Origin of the sequence: Parabacteroides sp. An277 (assembly GCF_002159645.1) — a bacterium.
GTDB lineage: Bacteria > Bacteroidota > Bacteroidia > Bacteroidales > Tannerellaceae > Parabacteroides.
The window spans coordinates 11,866-29,185 of the sequence record NZ_NFJB01000022.1 but is presented as its reverse complement, the minus strand read 5'-3'; the positions used below and the strand labels follow the sequence as shown (position 1 = coordinate 29,185).

20 protein-coding genes are annotated in these 17,320 nt (G+C 55.1%); 2 read left to right on the top strand and 18 right to left on the bottom strand.

What is annotated here, in order from left to right; genetic code table 11:
* Position 1: 1 nt before the first annotated feature.
* Positions 2–988 (bottom strand): DUF3592 domain-containing protein, encoded by a 987-nt coding sequence (locus B5F77_RS10005; protein WP_087330343.1) that lies wholly within the window; start codon positions 986–988, stop codon positions 2–4.
* Between the two features lie 267 nt (positions 989–1,255).
* On the opposite strand from B5F77_RS10005, the gene B5F77_RS10000 reads away from it, so the two are divergent.
* Together B5F77_RS10000 and B5F77_RS09995 are read left to right on the top strand one after the other, a co-directional pair.
* Complete coding sequence (locus B5F77_RS10000; protein ID WP_087330341.1) at positions 1,256–1,621, top strand: DUF2200 domain-containing protein; 366 nt, start codon at positions 1,256–1,258, stop codon at positions 1,619–1,621.
* Positions 1,622–1,631: 10 nt separating this feature from the next.
* Positions 1,632–2,291, top strand: a complete 660-nt coding sequence (locus tag B5F77_RS09995; RefSeq protein ID WP_343225081.1) for a hypothetical protein — start codon at positions 1,632–1,634, stop codon at positions 2,289–2,291.
* A gap of 9 nt (positions 2,292–2,300) precedes the next feature.
* On the opposite strand, the gene B5F77_RS09990 is transcribed toward B5F77_RS09995, so the two are convergent.
* From B5F77_RS09990 to B5F77_RS09910, 17 genes are all read right to left on the bottom strand, one after another.
* On the bottom strand, positions 2,301–2,996 hold the full coding sequence (locus B5F77_RS09990; protein ID WP_087330338.1) for a TraX family protein: 696 nt from the start codon (positions 2,994–2,996) through the stop codon (positions 2,301–2,303).
* Between the two features lie 46 nt (positions 2,997–3,042).
* Entirely contained in the window at positions 3,043–5,352 is a 2,310-nt protein-coding gene (locus tag B5F77_RS09985; RefSeq protein WP_087330336.1) for a type IV secretory system conjugative DNA transfer family protein, read from the bottom strand.
* A gap of 24 nt (positions 5,353–5,376) precedes the next feature.
* On the bottom strand, positions 5,377–5,841 hold the full coding sequence (locus tag B5F77_RS09980) for a hypothetical protein (protein WP_087330401.1): 465 nt from the start codon (positions 5,839–5,841) through the stop codon (positions 5,377–5,379).
* Entirely contained in the window at positions 5,841–6,725 is an 885-nt protein-coding gene (gene traN / locus B5F77_RS09975) for a conjugative transposon protein TraN (protein ID WP_087330334.1), read from the bottom strand. The genes B5F77_RS09980 and traN overlap by 1 nt, the downstream gene beginning before the upstream one ends.
* A gap of 44 nt (positions 6,726–6,769) precedes the next feature.
* Complete coding sequence (locus B5F77_RS09970) at positions 6,770–7,984, bottom strand: conjugative transposon protein TraM (RefSeq protein WP_087330332.1); 1,215 nt, start codon at positions 7,982–7,984, stop codon at positions 6,770–6,772.
* A complete protein-coding gene (locus B5F77_RS09965; RefSeq protein WP_087330331.1) occupies positions 7,977–8,468 on the bottom strand; it encodes a hypothetical protein in 492 nt (163 codons plus the stop codon). The genes B5F77_RS09970 and B5F77_RS09965 overlap by 8 nt, the downstream gene beginning before the upstream one ends.
* Positions 8,469–8,481: 13 nt before the next feature.
* Entirely contained in the window at positions 8,482–9,078 is a 597-nt protein-coding gene (traK, locus tag B5F77_RS09960; RefSeq protein ID WP_087330330.1) for a conjugative transposon protein TraK, read from the bottom strand.
* Between the two features lie 20 nt (positions 9,079–9,098).
* Positions 9,099–10,217, bottom strand: coding sequence for a hypothetical protein (locus B5F77_RS09955; RefSeq protein WP_087330327.1), 1,119 nt, complete (start codon positions 10,215–10,217; stop codon positions 9,099–9,101).
* A 36-nt stretch (positions 10,218–10,253) separates the two neighbouring features.
* A complete protein-coding gene (locus B5F77_RS09950; protein WP_239446198.1) occupies positions 10,254–10,877 on the bottom strand; it encodes a DUF5045 domain-containing protein in 624 nt (207 codons plus the stop codon).
* 43 nt (positions 10,878–10,920) lie between these two features.
* Positions 10,921–11,574 (bottom strand): hypothetical protein, encoded by a 654-nt coding sequence (locus B5F77_RS09945; RefSeq protein WP_087330399.1) that lies wholly within the window; start codon positions 11,572–11,574, stop codon positions 10,921–10,923.
* 83 nt (positions 11,575–11,657) lie between these two features.
* Entirely contained in the window at positions 11,658–12,398 is a 741-nt protein-coding gene (locus B5F77_RS09940; protein ID WP_087330324.1) for a hypothetical protein, read from the bottom strand.
* On the bottom strand, positions 12,386–15,226 hold the full coding sequence (locus tag B5F77_RS09935) for a TraG family conjugative transposon ATPase (protein WP_087330322.1): 2,841 nt from the start codon (positions 15,224–15,226) through the stop codon (positions 12,386–12,388). Before B5F77_RS09935 ends, B5F77_RS09940 begins: the two co-directional genes overlap by 13 nt.
* A 25-nt stretch (positions 15,227–15,251) precedes the next feature.
* The gene (locus tag B5F77_RS09930; protein WP_087330319.1) at positions 15,252–15,551 is read right to left on the bottom strand and encodes a DUF4133 domain-containing protein; all 300 of its coding nucleotides are present in this window, start codon (positions 15,549–15,551) and stop codon (positions 15,252–15,254) included.
* Between the two features lie 4 nt (positions 15,552–15,555).
* Entirely contained in the window at positions 15,556–15,912 is a 357-nt protein-coding gene (locus tag B5F77_RS09925) for a DUF4134 domain-containing protein (RefSeq protein ID WP_087330397.1), read from the bottom strand.
* Between the two features lie 65 nt (positions 15,913–15,977).
* Positions 15,978–16,370 carry a hypothetical protein gene (locus B5F77_RS09920; protein WP_087330317.1) on the bottom strand — a complete coding sequence of 131 codons (393 nt, stop codon included), beginning with the start codon at positions 16,368–16,370 and terminating at the stop codon, positions 15,978–15,980.
* Positions 16,371–16,372: 2 nt separating this feature from the next.
* Positions 16,373–16,960: a MarR family transcriptional regulator gene (locus B5F77_RS09915; RefSeq protein WP_177607989.1), complete on the bottom strand. Its 588-nt coding sequence runs from the start codon at positions 16,958–16,960 to the stop codon at positions 16,373–16,375.
* Entirely contained in the window at positions 16,953–17,315 is a 363-nt protein-coding gene (locus tag B5F77_RS09910; protein ID WP_087330315.1) for a hypothetical protein, read from the bottom strand. The genes B5F77_RS09915 and B5F77_RS09910 overlap by 8 nt, the downstream gene beginning before the upstream one ends.
* Between the last annotated feature and the right edge of the window lie 5 nt (positions 17,316–17,320).

The following is a 17,320-nucleotide window of genomic DNA, read 5'->3' as shown; positions in this document are numbered from 1 at the left end:
ATCATGGAGGAGTCAAACTGTTGTCCGTCTTGTCTGCGGCAAACTCGTCCAACCGATCACGGTAACTTTCGGGAATGAGCAGTTCCGGCCAGTCGCTCGCCCCTTGGGATGTAAAAGAGGCACCGGTGTAGCCCAGTTGGAGCGGCTTGCGGCATTTGCTGTCATAACGCCAACGGGCTGTCCGCGCTACACCAAAATCATCTGCATTGTAGCTCCACTCATTGGTTTCGGGGAAATACTGGTAGACCTCCGTAGTGCCTATGAGGGAAATAAACACGCCGGGAGGAAGCCCGATGTCGTCATGGCGCATATTCCGCCAGTTATTGTACACCACGAAACCGATGCCTGCCAACGCACCGGCGATGACGAGCCCTAAGAATGTCCTCCATATCCGCCCGAACATCTTGTATCCCCGGACAACCTCCTCAGGCCGTAGCCTGTCCAAGCTATTCCCATACTTTCCGAGGTATTGGCTGATGACGGCATCGTCCATATCCGGAACGGATTGTTCCGTAAGGCGGTGTTTCATCTTATAGAAAATGTCCGGATTATTCCGGTCAACAAACAGGGGAAGCTTGACGCCCACCCGTATTAGCCCCAAAATCCCTGCCATCGAGGAAGAAACGGATTCCTTGAAGCGCTGCTTCGAGCCTCCGGGCAAGGCAAATTCATAGACGGCCATTGTCGTCAGCTTGCCGTCAGAGTCCTTTTCATCCTTCAGTTCCACCACTTCGGCTTCCGTCAAGATACCTTGCGCAACCGCGTGAAGCTCCGTCTGATGCCTCTTCCAGGTAGCATGGGCAAAGAAGCAAGCCACTGCGATTAAGAAAAGGCCTAATCCACAACCAAACCAAAAATTAATCGGAATCAATGCGCACCAGAAAAGAGCACCTGCCCCGGCTATTACTGCAAAGACAATAACCGTTTCCTTTCGTTGGCTCTTCTTGCTTTCTTTATAGACTTCTTTGCGCAGGTCCTTTTCTTTCATGATACGAATGTTTAATGGATTTGATGACAAAAATAGCATCCTGATGTTTCATCACGGTTACAGCATTGTGAAATATGGCGAATAGCATAAACCAAATTATGGCGGAATATAGATAATTACAAGTGCATAAACCTATGATTTCCGACGCCTTTTCCTAAAATTTTGTAGAATATGACAAGAAACGAGCTGGAAATTGCCTGATTAGCAAAAGAACAGCAACTTTGTCCCAATATAAACGAACGTGAACAGCCATCATATAAATGTGTCATGGAAACGAACAAAGTATATCAGATGCCGTTGGCCAAGGTCTATCCCTTGCTGGTTGCCAAGGCCGAACGGAAGGGACGGTCGGAAAGCGAGGTGCGGCAGATTGTGCAATGGCTCACAGGGTACACGCCCGGACAGCTTACGGAAATTCTCGCCACCGACATTACATACGGCGATTTTTTTCAGAACGCCCCACAGTTGAATCCCGACCGCCTGCTTATCAAGGGAACGGTCTGCGGTGTTCGGGTCGAGATCATTGCAGAACCACTGATGCGTAAGATAAGGTATCTTGACAAGCTCGTTGACGAACTTGCCAAAGGGAAGAGCATGGATAAGATTCTAAGGAACTCTTGTCCGAATACATAAAAAAGTTGCCATGAAAATAAACGAGATATATAATTGCAGCGGATTGGTTGAATACATCAACGAAATCGGCTTCCTGCCGTTGTTGCACATGGGACTGGACGGATGGTCGGCGGAAGAAGCGGTTGACGAGGAATGCCGTTACGTCACGTTGCCCGACGGCGGATGGGAATGGCCGCTATGGGAATGGAAAGGCGACATCATCCGGGAGAGCGGATGCGCATACGGCAAGTTCTTTGACCGGAAAGCTGCCTTCATAAGCCGCGAATGGTGGCCGGACTTCTGCAACTGGCGCCGAAATGTGTATCCACATCCGGAGGAAAGCAGCATTGAGGACATGATACTTCAGACATTGCAGGAAAACGGCAGCATGATTACCCGTGACCTGCGCAAAGCCTGCGGCTTTACGGGAACGAAGATGCGCGCAAGTTCGATACCTATATCTCACGTCTTGAAATGGGCTGTTATATCGTCACGGAGGATTTCGTCTATTCGAAAGACCGGCACGGGCGCAATTACGGCTGGGGGATGGTCGTTGCTATGCCTGAAGTCCTCTTGGGCAAGGACAGCTGCCATCCCGACCGCACTCCCGAAGAGTCGCGCCAGCGGATGGAAAAGCACTTTCAAGGATTGTTCCCGGATGCGGACGGACGTTTATTTGACTTCCTGTTGAAGTGAACATTCAACAGATGCATAAAAGGAACAGATGTGCCGGATAAAAGGCATAGAAACAGTACTTGGCCACATTCCCGTGGATGAAACCCCTTGTGCCGTTATACAGGAAGATGACCGCACAGGCAAGCAGCGCACCGATTATGCCGTAGTGCATCATCAGCGGAAAAGCAAACAGCAGCTGCATTATCCTGCGCAAAGTGACCGGTGTGTTCTTGCCCATATTCAACAGGTAGAACACTACTATCATCAGCACACCCCTCCATTCGTAGTCCGCTTCCAACCATGCCGCTAGCCATGCCGTCATCAATATGGAACAACAGCATAAGATACGATGTTCCCAAAGCCTCTCGAATGCGGCCAATGCCGCCACTCCCAAGGCCAGCGTGAACATCACGTTGTGCGTGCCGTCCGCACCGTTCAACAGATACCACGGCACTTCGCTGACGACTGCGAACAACATGAGGGAAAGGAAGTACCGCATCCTGTTCCGCGTATGGGCGAAACCTTCCGCAACCAGGAAAGCGAACACGGGGAAGGCGATACGCCCGAAGCACCGCATCACCTCATAAGTCATTGTATTGCCATCCATAAGATAATATGCGTAATGGTCAATAACCATGGAAACCACGGCGATGATTTTCAATGCGCTTCCGCTCAACAAAGGAAGCGGTTCAGGCAGATAGGAAGTCGAACCAATATTCATATACTATTATCCGTCAATATATTACCATAAACAGTTAGACAATTACCTAGCTCATTCCAAGCAGTTCCTTAACCATATCCTCCACCTCCTGGTTGACTCTCTTGAAGTTGCGATTGAGCAGGATTTCCTTCTCTCGGTCATTCTTGAACTCGTAGATTTTCGGCAGCGGCACATAGTGTTCCTCCTCGTCCTTAATCTTCTTCATGTCGAAGTGCGTCTTGCAGAAATACTTGGTGGTCTTGAACTCCTCCGACTGTTCGATGTCGAACCTGTCCAGCATTCTCTCGTCCGTAGCGGTGAAGTCGCGCGCCGCCTGTCCGGCCAGCCAGCCGGTGGCCATGTCCGCAATCTTCGCCGCCGGAACGAGGTAGTCCATCTTCTCGGATATGGTGGTGGACACCTTCTGGTCGTTGATGGATATGGAGCGTGAGGTCTGCTTGGCCTTGCCGAACACGTCGTTCTGCGCCCATTCCAGCGTTTCCTTGTTACGGGCAGCCCCCATGAAGATGTTGCCGCAGGTGGTGATGATTTTCTGCATCCCCACCTTTCCGTAGTCGGCCTCCAACTGCGGAAGCTCCTGGAAGCCTAGCGTCACGGCCACCTTGTTGGAGCGCGCCGTACCGATAAGTCGGTCTATCTTGTGGAAGTACAGCGTGGGCAGCTCGTCCACGATGATGCTCACCGGGATGTTCCCCTTGGAGTTCACACGGGTTATCAGGCGGTTCAGCACAAGGGCGTTGAGCGAGCCGATGACTTGTTCCTTCTCTGGGTCGTTGGCTATCACAAGATAGCTCGGATGCTCCCTGTCGGAAATCTTCAGGTCGAAGTCATCCCCGGTGAACACCCAGTAGGCTTCCGGCGATACGAGCCTTGCGGCGTTGACGCGGAGCGTGCCCACCATGCCTTCCAACTGGTCGTTGGCCTTGTTCTCATAGGCACTCTTGAACGGTGCCATGAGAGAAGCAATCTTGTCGTCCTGCATCAGGATGTTAAACACCTGGTCGTATGGCCTGCCGAGAAAGGAGAGCACGTGCGGCATATCCGAATATTCCCCCGTGACAGTGTCCGGCTCCACCTCGTTGCCGTCCTTGTCCTCATACCAGCAGCGGTCGATACGTATCAGTTTCCCTGTGCGGTCTTTATAGCTGTAACCGTTCAAGTCCACGAACATCCTGTCCTCGTCCGTGGAAACATCGTTGCCCTTCTCGTCCACGAAATCCAGCACCACATTCCCGTCCTTGTCGATGGCGTTGAAGTCGTCCCAATTCCTGATGACGATTTCCAGCTTCTTTCCCTCGTGTAGGATGAAGCGCCTGAGCTTCCTGCCGTCCTTGAAGCCCACGGGGTGGAAGTTGACGAAGAAGTAGATGATAGCCGCGAGGAAGTTCTCCGCCGAGTTGGTGAAGAACGCCTCCGAGCCGCCTTTCTTCTCGCCGCCACCCTTGTTGAGCGACGCCAGCAGGGTCGCCGCCGTTTCCGAAGCCGCCGCAAGGTCGGGGATATACTTCCGCTGAATGGGGTTGATGCGGTCGGAATACTCCACGTCGGTAAAGTTGATGGTGCGGAATCCGCAGTTGGCAGGCAGCCTGCCGGCCTTCCTGTTCTTACAGAACTGGTAGAAGAGCGTCTTCGCCAACGTGGGGTACTTGAAGTCGTACACCATCATGGCGAAGCCCTTGGCTGCGTGCTGCCGGATGAACGGGTCGATGACACCGAAGGACTTGCCCGAACCGGGCGTTCCCAACACGATTGTCCCACGGAACGGGTTGATGATGTTTATCCATCCCTTGTGCATCTTCCGTTTCCAATAGTATATCATGGGGATGTTCACTGAATAGTCATTGGCGACAAGATTCTCCGACTGCTGGAACGACTCGTTCTCGAAGTTGAAGCGGTCTTCGCCCACCTTGTTGTTGTAATACTTGGCGATGCCGTCCAGCCCTTGATGCACCAGCATGGTGCCGACAACCGAGCAGATGGCGTAGAGGATGCGGTTGGCAGGGAAGCCGAACCAGCTGACGCCGAAATACATCCCGTGGAACACGAAGCACAGCCCGACAAGGGTAAGCCCGGCCAGCACGGGATAGACCACCATCGTGCGCACGTTGAACTTCAACGCCTTCTTCGCTTTCGTCCCTATGCAGACGATGCAGATGCACACCAGCTCCGCCACCTTGCAGCCCGATACGGTGTTGAACACCTTGAAACGCCCCAACAGGTCGAGAATGAACTGCGTGACACGGTTGTCCGCTGTGACGGGCAGGTTCATCACAATCTCTATGATTAGGAAGATGTATATGCAGCTGCGGAAGTAGTTGTACATCTGCTGCTGTTCCCTTGTCTCTTCAAATGCCATGCCTTCTGTTTTGTTTACAAGTGGTTAAAAAGGTATCTTCACTCCAAGCAACAACCCGTTGCGGAACGTGTCGCCGTGCAGGAAGTTCACGTTGTTCTTCTGTATCAGGGCGAACTCCCAGCCGTTACGGAACACATAGCTGTATTCAAACCCTCCCTCCAATCCGATGAAGAACCGTTTCTGCACCGCGCCGAACTGCGGGCCGAAGCGGAAACGCAGCATACCGTTCTTATAGCGCACCAGCCGGTGCTTGTAGACGATGCCGCCGTCCCAATAGTAGCTTTTCCAGAAATCCTTTTCCTGCCAATGAGTGCCGGCCTCGCCGTACAGTTCCACGGCATTTCCGTATGACAACGGACGCTCGTAGCCGATTGTTGCGTTCAGGGTGGACGGGAACAGGAAGCCGGCGTTTACCGCCAGCTTGCCCTCCTGTGCGGATGCGCCAATGGCAACGACCGCACAGAATAAGGTGATTAAAAACTTCTTCATCATTTGTCGGAATAAGAGATGTGGTAATAAGGATAGTAGGCTGCATCCTTCAGGATGTCGGTATCGAAGCCGTCCGCATGGAGGATGTCCTCGTATTCGACGGTCAGCACGATGACCCGTCCGCTGATCTGGTTCTCGGATATTTCAATGCGCAGCACCTTCTCGTCGGGGAAGGTCAGCTTGGGCAGCACCATCACGTTGCGGTAGTCTTTCCTGAACTTCCTCGTGGAGTTGAGCGTGAACACGGGCGACAGCTCGATAGTCTGCGAGTTGGTCGCCTTGGTTTCCTTCTTGTCCGTGAGCTTCACGCGGATTTCCTCGATGTCGTAGGGAATTTTCGTTTTGTTGCGCAGCGAAAAGTCGATGAAGAAGTAATCCCCGACGGCGTAGATGTTGTTGACCGTGGCCTTCATCCCGTGCGCCCTCGTCACGATCTGGTTGTACTTGCGCCTGCTGCCGTACACCGCCCACGCATAGCGTGCCATTTCGGACATGGGCATGGTGACTTCGGGGTTGATGTAGGACTGCGTGTGGGTGTACGGCACCTCGAAGATGGCGGCCGCCTGTCCCGGCTCTTCGGTATAAAGGACGTCATATTGCGCGATGTGCCTTTCCCCGATGAGCGTGATGGTGCCCAGCAGCTCGTTCTCCGTGTAGCCGCCGGACTGTATGGAATCACCCTCATCATGGTACGGCTTGATGCGGACGATGTTGTCCGTACACTGATTCCCGGCAATCTTCGGGGTAGAGATGTCCACCAGTTTGATGGGTTCGGGCATGACGATGTGCGTGGTCACATCCCGGTTGACATAGATTTTCTCGTTGGCGTAGGCGGCCATGCCCACGGCACAGAGCAAAGTCAGTAAGATAAGCCTTGCTTTCATTGGGATATTGTTTATAGAATTTACATTGATATTGTTTCAGACATTCACCTTGCATCGTCCGAGTTGATGAGATAGACGATGGTGTTGTACTTGATTCTCGCCTTGTTCTTCCGGATGTTGGAAGACAGGGCGGAAGTAGCGGAGTTGTACATGTTCTGCAGGGCCTGCAAGGCAACGGCCTCGCTGGATATGCCGGAACCGTAGCCGCCGTCGGACTCGATGTTGATGTCCTGCTGCACCACGTTGGAGCTAGCGTCCTTCACGAAATCGCGGAACGAGGATTCGGGCACGTAGAAGCCCTCCATACCGTCGTTGTCGAATACGGACAGCTTGACCTTGATGAACTTGTCCCCGGCAAGGATGCTGGTGATGGTAGCCTTCACGCGCTGGCTGGAGAATCCCGTCACCGTGCCGTAGAGGTAAGTGCCTTTCCTCAACTTTGTGCCGCTCACCGTCACATCGTCAAGCAGCTTGAAGCGCAGGCGCGTGCCTTCCTTGGCCTTGGTGGTCTGGTCTATCATGGCGCGTATCAGCCTGGCTTCCGCCGCACCGTCGGGAGCGGCCACCGTATGGAACTTGTCCGCATTGGTGTCGGCAGACTTGATGACAAGGTTCGGCCGGTTTCGTTCCGCCTCTTCCTTGCGGACTTTCGCCAATGAGTCTGCACGCTGCCTTTTGGCCGCCTCTTCCGCTTCCGGGTCGCCGAACCCAAGGCCGCGCCCGATGGCCTTCTGCCTCTCGTAGCTGCGGCGCTGGATTTCCTCCAGGTCACGGGCGAAGTCGTCCTGCGAAGTGTAGCCCATGCCACTGCTTCCATCAGACGGACGGTCCGAAGGCGTATTGTTGTCATAGGCGTATGAATTGATGTGCCGCCTGGACTCCGCCAACGAGCGCTCCAGTTCCTCCATTTCCTGCTGCTGCCGGATTCGCTCCGCTTCCGCAGCGTCCAGTCCGTCCAGTTCCTCCTCGCTGTAGCCGTGTCCCGGCTCTTCTTTCTCCTCCTTTTCCTCGCCGATGCCTCCCACGGCGGTAAAGGCGTCCTCGTCGCCGAAGCGGCGCGACATCTCGTACATTTTGTCCCCGGCTTCCTCGGCGTGTGCTTCGGGCAGTTCCGTGTTGATGCGGTCGGTGGCCACGGCCTGTTCCGGCTCTCCGCCGCCCCCGAAGGTCTGCATCACGAAATACACCAGGGCGCACAGCGGTATGAAGATGACCGCCGGGAAGATGTACTTGGGTTGTTTGAAATTGACTTTAATCATGTTCTCCGTTATTGATGAATTTTACAATGTTCTCCAGCCGCCTGTACTGCCTGACAATCCGCAGGGAGTCACCGTGCGACTTCTTCGGCATGGCTATCAGGGAGTCAAGTTCCTGTCGGATGGCCCGTCCGCTGTCCGCCAGCTCCTGTATCGTGGCACGGTGCAGGCCTTTGTTCGACTGTATGGTGCGGAAGCCTTGGAACAAGGGTTCCATATTGGCAATGGCGCCGATGCCGTGTGCGTTGTCCGTCCCGTCCGGCTTGCTATTGTTCATGACAAGGGAGCATACCAGCAAGAGCGACAATGTTCCCGTAACACAGGCGAAAGTCCTTTTCGGATGCTTCCGTGCCCAGATGTTCGCCAGGCGGATGCGACCTACCAAGCGGAGCCTTTCCCCTGCCTTTCCCAGTTTAGGTTGCAGCCATGCGCGGATTTGCAGGTGCGTCCTTAGCCTGCTTTCCCGAAGTTTCTTTCTGATTCTCATATCCAAATTACATTTAGTAGTCCAAATCCTTGTTTTCGAGCGTCCTCCAGTTGGTAATCAGCAATCCGTGGGGATTGTTCCGCGTCCTCGGCACGGACTCGACATATCCGGTCGTGACCAAAGAACGCTTCAGGTCACGGGTGCGCCGCTTGATGAGCTGCGTACCGTAGTAGGTGAACTTCCGTTCCTGTTCGTCGAAGTCGATGGAGTCGCACATGACAGTGCAGACCGCCGACGAGGAGATGATGTCGGAATAAAAGCCGTTCTCGTCCATCGCCTGCTTTTGCTTCAACGCCGTGCCGTCCGCCATGTACATGGCCTTGCCGAGCGTCCACTTGATGTAGTCGTTGTCTGGCGGCAGGTTGAAGAAATACTGATGGAAGAGCTGGATGTGCGCCTGGGCCTCCATCGTGAAATTGGCCTCCAGCTGCGCACGCTCAGCGAGGAACGGGATATCCCCGTCCAATATGTATATCTGCTCCCTTTCCTTGTTTACAAGGGAGATGCAGCACCATACGGTGAAGCCGCAGATGACGGCGCATCCGCCTATGGTGGCCAGCACCGTCACCATGGCGAGCCGTGTTTTCTGTGCCAGTGATTCTATGAGCATATTTCTTTATTTTTATGGTTTTATCTTCCTGATTTGGGCTTGACCATGGAAACCGCGCCCCCGGCCACCGAGCCGGCCGCACCTCCTGCCATGGAAGCGATGCCCGTAGCCGTGGAGCCTGCCGCCGTCGCCGCGCCCGAACTTACGCCGCCGGGGATGAGCCACGAGGCCACTTCCGGGACGAAACGTATGATGTACGCGCCGACCAGCATTCCCATGGCGTACATGCAGTTGGAGCCGATACCTTGCAGCCCCAACGCGCCTATCTGCGACCACGAATTGACCGAACCGTGAAGCAGGTGGTCGTAGGCCACGAGGTCTTGTTGTAAATTATATAAAAGGATGAAGTCAACGTAGTACAGGCACATGTAGGTCACGAAGCCCCACAGCGAGAGGGAAAGGAACTTGGACATCCACTGGCTCCACGCCGAGTTCCACGGCGGGGCGAGGGACAGGGCGAACATGATGGGGCAGAATATCATCATAATGGCCATGAAGATGCGCTGCGCCACGAGGATGCCGTAGTAGGACATCTGGAAAATCAGCTCTCCCACGAAGCGGATGACATCGTTTATCCATTCGCTGACCTTGGTCTCCGTGGCCACCACCGCCCGTTGGGCGTAGTTGTTGATGGTGTTGCCAAGGTTCTCCACGTTGTAGATGAGTTTGTCCCACCATGCGGCGTCCTGTCCGATGGCGGCCACCTGCTGCGCGGTCGCGATGGAATCCTGCACGGTGCGCAGCCGGTCAAGGTACTCGCTTTGTTTTTGAGCCACCTTCAGCTCGAAGGCGGCCACCTCCTTGTTCTTGGCCTGCGCCATCGCCTTGCTCGCGCTTTCAAGTCCCTTGCCAGGCACCTGCAGGGCGTCACATATCCACGAGGAGGAAGAGATGCAGATGGAGATGCCGACGATGCGGAGGAGCTTCATCACATCCATGCCGCGCCGTCCGAGCATCATCATCCAGCACTCGTAGGAACCCACGCAGAGGGCGAGCAGCAGCCCGATGATACGGGCCAGTCCCACCGCGTCGCCCAGCACGGCCACGTTGGGGAACGTCTCCATGGCGACAAGCAGCTTGTCCAGGCTCTCGTCGATGGCCGGAAGGCCTATGGTCAATAAAACAGCAGACAGTTGCATAATCGTATTCTTATCTTCATGTAATACATTTTAATTCTAATAATGTGTGGCGGCCACGGCGCAGAGGTTGGCGGTCTGTTTCACGAGTGCCTCCATCTTTCCCTTGGCTTCCTCATAGGCTTGCTGCCGCCTGGCGTTCTCCAGTCCGTAGCCCACGCCCGTCTTGCGGATATAGGCGATGCCGGCGCAAAGGATTTCATTCTGCCTGCCCAGTTCGTCCACCTGCGGCTTCAATTTTCCGCCGCTTTTCGTCATGCAGTAGAGCAGGCCGTCGGTGATGCAGTCCTGCATCCGGTTGAACTCGTCCTTGTAGGCCGGATAGGCCAAATCCACGGTGCGGTCGGCTTCCCGGACAAGCTCCTCCTTGTACAGTTCCTCCACATACCTACGTTCTTCCTCCACCTTTTCCAGCTTCTGCCGCTGGGTTTCCTCGGATATGACCCGTGTGGGCATGATGCGCTTGATGTTCGACTTGGATTCCTTGAAGCGGACGCGGAAGCCGGACTTGAAGCCCGCCCATTTCCAGTACATCTCCGCGCCGGAGTAACCTTTGTGCAGGAAGTAGTAGTACCAGTCGGGCGCGAAGTCCCACGGCCCGTTTTCCATGGACTGCCATTGTTTCTTTTTCTCGTTGTCACGGACGGGTACTTGTGCCTGCATGCCGGAGGCTACCAACAGGCTGAACAGGCAAAGTGTTATTACTCTATATCTCATATCCTTGGTTCCATTTGTTGATAATTGTTTTTGCTATCTCGTCCTTGACTTCGGAGTTCAGTATCTCCCAGATGTAGTCCGGCTTCCATCCGCAGTCGGTAATGAGGTAGCAGTAAAGGTTCGCATTGTCAATGATGTACCTTGCCCTGTCAATGGTGCTTTTCAGCGTCATCACCAGGTTCAGCTTCTCGTCCATGGAAGCCTTCATCAAGTTGATGCCGGAAGCGGCCACCGACGCATAGAGCTTGTAGCAGTGCTTCACTTCCCTCGATATGGCCAGGTTGGCGTCGGCATAGTACCATGCTACGAAGGGCTTCTTGCTGACATGGACGAACGTGTTTGAAGTGAAGTCCTTGTATTCCTTCACCAGTTGGTATAAGGAATTTGCGGTGGAAGAAACGGCGCCTGCCAGCACCAGGTAGGAATGGGCGTTGTCCAGCTTGGTGTTCAGGGTGGTGCGCACGTCGTTAAACTTGCCGGCCCCCTTGGTGATGAGCGACTGCTCGCCGAAACTGGCGGCCACACGCTGCATGGCCTTGTCCTCGTCCTTCTTCACCGCCTTGTGCAAGGCTATCAGGGCTTCGATGGTCGGGAGGTCTTTGGGAATGACTCCGGCCGATACCCTGACGGGAAGCGACAGGATGGCGATTGCTATAAAGGCGGCAAAAAATGCCTTGCGATTTCCTATACCTTTTATATTATAGTCCATGGCTCTTGTTTTCAAATTCAGTAATTGGAAGCCACCAGCCCGTTCCAGGATTGGACAAGGCTGCCGACACGGTTCTTCATGGTCACCACGTTTGCCCAGCCCTCCGGGTTGATGGCAAAGAAGAGGTCGTCCGCTGTGGCATACTGTGCCATGAGCATCATTCCCTCCACCTTGTAGCGTATCTTCGTAAGGTCAGTATATATGCGGTTGGCCAGGGTCAGCCGCTCGTAGCGGTCGAGCAGGTTGTACCCGTCGCTTTTCCTCTCCGCCGTGGCTTCCCCTTTGAGCGGGTTCTGCACCCTGGCGTTGTTCACGATGTTCACGAAGTCGCCCACCAGTTGTTGGGTCTCGGCTACGAGGTTGCCGAGTTCATTGAGGCAAAGCAGCTTGTTCGTAAACTTCGCCCTGCCCACCGTTTCAATAAGTTCCGGCACGTCTTTGAGGATATCGAAGGCGCAACTTCCGATTTCCTTGTAGTAAAGACTCTCCGTACCGAAACCGGAGATGTTTTCCATCGAGAGCTTGTACAGCTCCTTGATGGTGGCCATGCTCACGGTGTAGAGTTCCACCTTCTGCTTCTTGGAGGCGATGGAGTCCAGCCGTTGGTTGTGCTGCCCCTCGATGAGCTTCTGCGAGGCCAGGTTGGCGCCCACCGTTGCGATGCAGTTACGGTCTATGACGATGCGCCATCCGGCAAACGTGGGGGCGGACGCGGCAAACAGGAATGTTCCTAACAATATGTTTTTCAGCTTTCCCATAATGACATTACTTTTTGATGTTGGTTGACTTGTCTGGCGAACTCCAGGTACTTGGGGCTGCCCGCTTTTTTACGGTCGGCCTCGATGCGCGTGATGGCCTCCTGCACCGTGCCGTAGTGCCGCAGGTATGTTTTCAACGCCTCTTTTTCCGTCCGCTCGGTGGTGTAGGCCCAGTAACATTCGGGGGCTTCCTCCACGCCGTAGACGTCGGAATGCTGTCCCCGGCATATCCACACCTCCTTGAAGTAGCTGCGCCCCTCGTGGTTGTCAAGCGCGTTGATGGTGAATATCTGCTGACGCTGAACGGGGGTCAGCCCCAGTATGGCGGCTATCTGTTCGTACCTGTCCTTGAACTTGGACTGGTCAAGCAGTATCTTCACATCGGAATTATTAATGATGGCCTCCTTCACGATGGGCGAGTCTATCACGTCGTTCAGCTCCTGCGTGACCACCCCGGCGATGCCGTGGAACTTGCGGACGGTCTTGTACAGGTACTTGATGTACTCCGCCATCGTGGGCGAGGCGATGGCCTTCCACGCCTCTTCGATTATCAGGGCCTTGCGCCCTTTCTTGATGCGCATTTTCTGGAGGAACACGTCCATGATGATGAGCACCACGATGGGGAAAAGTACAGGGTCATCTTTTATCTTGTCGATTTCGAATACGATGAAACACTCGTTGAAGAGGTCAACATCCAGGTCGGCGTTCAGCGTCGTCTCCAGCTCGCCGCCCCGGTAGAACTGCTTGAGGATGGCTGCGAAGTTGTGTATGTCGAATGTTATTTTCTCCAGGGAAGTGATTTGCGGGATGCGCTCCACGGCGAACTCGTAGTAGGAGTTGAAGGAAAGTTCCCTGACCTTCAGCCGCCGTTTCTGCTCCTCCATGCGGTCTATCTGCCTGTCAATCTTGACAAGCATGGTGTTCTCGTAAAGCTCCCTGCGGTATTTCTCCACGATATGTGCGGCATGTTCCCTTTCAGACTCCGAGGCGGCCTTGTCGCGCATGAGGACCATAAGCGAACGGCACTGGCGGACGAGCTTCATGCGCCTAACTTCCGAGGGGAGCAGCAGGGCGCGGCTTTCCGGCACCTCCGGCGAATCCTTGGCGTTTATCAGGCGGTCAATATCTTCCATCTCATGGTTGTACTTCTCGTAATCGTCATCCATCTTGGCGTCTACAAGTAGCTTCTGCCGCAACTCCGCACGCTGCTTCTCCGTGAAATTCTCGAAAGGATGGAAATAGGCATCGTAATACTCCACGAGGGTTTGGTTGACTATCATGTCCTCTATCTTGCTCGGAAATGCGCTGCCCTTGAATATGAGAAACACCAGCGATTTGAGAAAGTTTTTCTTCTCGCCGAAGTTCAGCCTGTATTCCTCCGCCGTGACCTTGAAGGGGTTCATGGAGATAGGTTTCTCCTTGGAATAGGAGATGTACGTGCCGCCGTAGTAGCCACAGATGCCCTCGTAGGAGTCGCCCGTGTCCACCATGACCACATCCGTTTGCTGTTCCAACAACTGGCGGACGACCGAGTTCATATGAAACGACTTGCCGCTTCCAGAAGGCCCGATACAGAAGAAGTTGGCGTTGTCGGTCATCTTGACCTTGCCCTCCTTGCCCGTGATGTCGATGCAGACGGGCAGCCCCTGCCGGTCGGTGTAGTACGTGGTCAGGGGCGTGTCCTCCGATTCCTTCAGGTGTTCCTTGAAGAAGAAGCACAGGGCGGCGTCCGACAGGGTGAGGAACAGGTCGTAGTCGGGATTGAAGGCGTAGGCGTTGCCGGGGAAGCTGTCGGTGAACAGCTCCAGCTGGTTGTAGGCCGTGCGAGAGGGCATGATGCCGCATCCGTACAGCTTGGTCTCCAGGTAGGAAGTGACCGGGGTGACCTTGTCCGCCGGGCAGCTCACCAGGATGTTGAAGTTGGCGTAGACCAGCAGGGAGCTGTCCACGGCAAGTTTTTCCAAGACCTCCTCGATGTCGGCCTTGGCTATCCGGTTGCTCGGGTCGGGCATGGAGCCGTGACGCTTGGCCTTGGCCTGGAGCTTCCTCAGCAGCTTGCGCTGGCCGGGTATCTGCACCACCTGGTTGTACACCACGCAATCCGCATGGGGAACATTGGTCAGGAACGAGAACAGGTCGGTGGCGACGGGATAGCCGTTTACGTTGGCCTGCGTGTAGGGCCTGATGCGTGAGGGCAGGTTTATCTCGTCGATGTCCACCAGCGGATAGGAGCGCACCACGCGGCCGCCCACCTTCAGGTACTCGTCCGAAGCCTTGAAGTTGGTCATGGAGAACGGGCCGTGGCGGAAGCGGAAGGCCATGAAGCGGTGGCAGTATTCGTCCACCTCTTCCTTTGTCAGCCGCCTGTGGCGGATGTGCCTTTCATTCAGGATGTCCTCCGCCTTGGCCACCTTGGAATGGAACTCCGCCCACTTCTTCGGGTCGTACTGCACGAACTGGCCGCGCTGCGCCTCCTGCGTGATAATAAGATAGGTGCGTATCTCGGTGAACTCCCTTCCCTCGAAGTAGCGGAAGTAGCTCCGCGTCAGGAACTCCGCATCCTCCGGCACGTCGTGGTGGTAGGCCTGCCTGCAGAAGATGTCCTGTTTCTGCAGGGCGTAGCCTTCGCCGAGCGTCTGCACGAGGTTGGAGAGTACGTCCTGGAAGCGCAGGTACTGCTCCGAGTCCGTGCATAGCTGCTGCACGGGATTGGCCATCTCGAATATGACCGAAGGCTCGCCCCTGGCGGAAAAGAGGACGGCATGGCCGTCCGTTTCTTCCAGCTGGGAGTAAAGCCCCTCGAATGCCCGTTTCCTGTTCTGTGCCATTGGTTGCTTTCTGTTTGTTGGTTTTTCAATTCGTTTTTCGGATGTTCTTATAGACGTAGATGCCCTTCGCCCGTTTCTTGCTGTGCAGTCCGCCGCGCTGCTTGACGAAGATGGTGGCCAGCCCTGCGGCGGCCATCACCAGCATGGCGATGAACCCGGCAAGTTTCCCAAGGGCGATGGAGAAGACGATGAATCCCACGAAGGACACGCCTATGGCCACCGCCGCCAGTGTGAGGAAGCGGCCGCGGATGCCCATGAATTCCAACGGCTTCTGGAGTCCCTTGAACACGGGGAAACCGTCCTGACTGTTCTTGTCCTCTTCCATGGCCTTACGTGAAGAAAAGCGGCAAGGCCTCTGATAATGCGATGAACGCGATACATCCGCCGATGGTCAGCATGATGGTCTTCTTGACATCCTGGTCGCCGTTCTGCATCTTGAAGTAGACATTGAACGCGCCTACCAGCACGATGACGGCGGCGATAGCCTTCATGAGGTTGGAGACGGGAGTCTGGTAGGAGCTTACTTCCTGCGTGGCCTTGGTGAAGCCCGCCGCCCCCTTGCTGCCTGCCATTACATCGCCGGCGGCGAGGGTGAGCGCCACGAGGGCGAGCGTGCCCTTCCGGGCGAACGCTGACTGTTTGAAACGGACGAATGCGCGTAGGCATTTTCTTTTTAGTGTCTGCATTTCTTTAATCATTAAATGGTTGTTTCATCGCCAAAGGAACAGGAGTCGCCAAAGGAACGTGTTTCTCACCTTGCATTTTCGCAGGTGTATATGACCAGGCCGAGGTCGCCGGTGCCGGTTTCCGCCAGCCTGTCGATTTCATGGATGAGGTCGTCCACAAGGATGCCGTCGGTCATGATGGCCTCACGGTAGCCGGGGCGGCGGAAGTTGGAGGTTGCGCCTGCCGGTGTTTCTTCCTGCTTTCCACCTGCCGCATCCTCTTTCTTCTCCTCGTCCCTGCTGACTCTGGTCGGGCGGAAGCTCTTTGCCTCGTCCGATATGTCTATCTCTTCTTCCGTATGGTTCTCCTTTTCCGCGTTCCGGGCCGCCTGCGCTTTCCTGATGTCCGTGAAGATGAGGAAGGCGTAATAGCAGGCCATTGCCACGAAAAGGATAAAAACGATTTGTCCGTACTGCATGGCTATATGGCATTGGATAATGGTGTATTGTCTTCGGGAAAAGGCAGAAAGGATAGTCCAAGTCTAGTGGCCTTGGCTTCCAGCCGGGCTTTCCGGCATGTGGCTTCGGTGAAGTACAGTATGTTCCTGTGTACGCCGGTGATGTATCCGTTGGCTTTCAGCCTGGAGCGTATCCTGACCTTGGCGCGGTGTGAGATAACCTTGAGGCGTGTGAGGGGGTCAAGACCGAATACAGCCCTGCGCCGTTCGCGGCGTACCAGCTCATTGCGGACACGGGACGACATCGCGTAACCCTTTGCCTTGCTCCGGCTCAGCCCCAGCTTGCGTGCCATGCGGCTGACTGTGGTGCGGCTGACGCCCAGGTCGCCGGCCATCTCGGCGTAGGAACGGTTGTCGAAGTGGCGGCTGATATGTCCGGCACGTTCCAGCCACCGGCTCTTGGCCAGCTTCTCCAGTCCGAGTTCGCGGGCTTTTTCCTTCACGGCCGTCACGCCTATCTGGAGCATATAGGCAGTATGTGCGGTGGTCTCCACGGGATAAAGCTCGGCAAGCCGGGAGAGCATGGTTTCTGTCCAGTCGATTCTACGCATGGGATTCGGGGTTATAGTTGTTGAACAATGATTTCTTCTCGCGGCGGTATTGCGCCAGCCGGAAAAGGTGGTTCTCGAAGAACGAGCGGATGATGGCGTTCACGAGGTCGGAACGGCAGCGGCCACGGATGTCGCAGTCGTCAAGCGAGTCGGCCAGGTCGCGGTCGAGTTTGCATACCAGACGGTCTGCCTTGCCGTTCCCGTCCGTCGGCGCTTCAAGGTAGGCCATGAAGTCCTGCCAGCACTTGTCACCGGGATGTGCGGTGCCTTGCTCCGCTTGTCCTTCTCCCTTGAATGCAGGTTCGTCGTCATTGATGCCTCTGGTGAGGTCGTCTATTTGTAATTCCTTGTTCATTACGC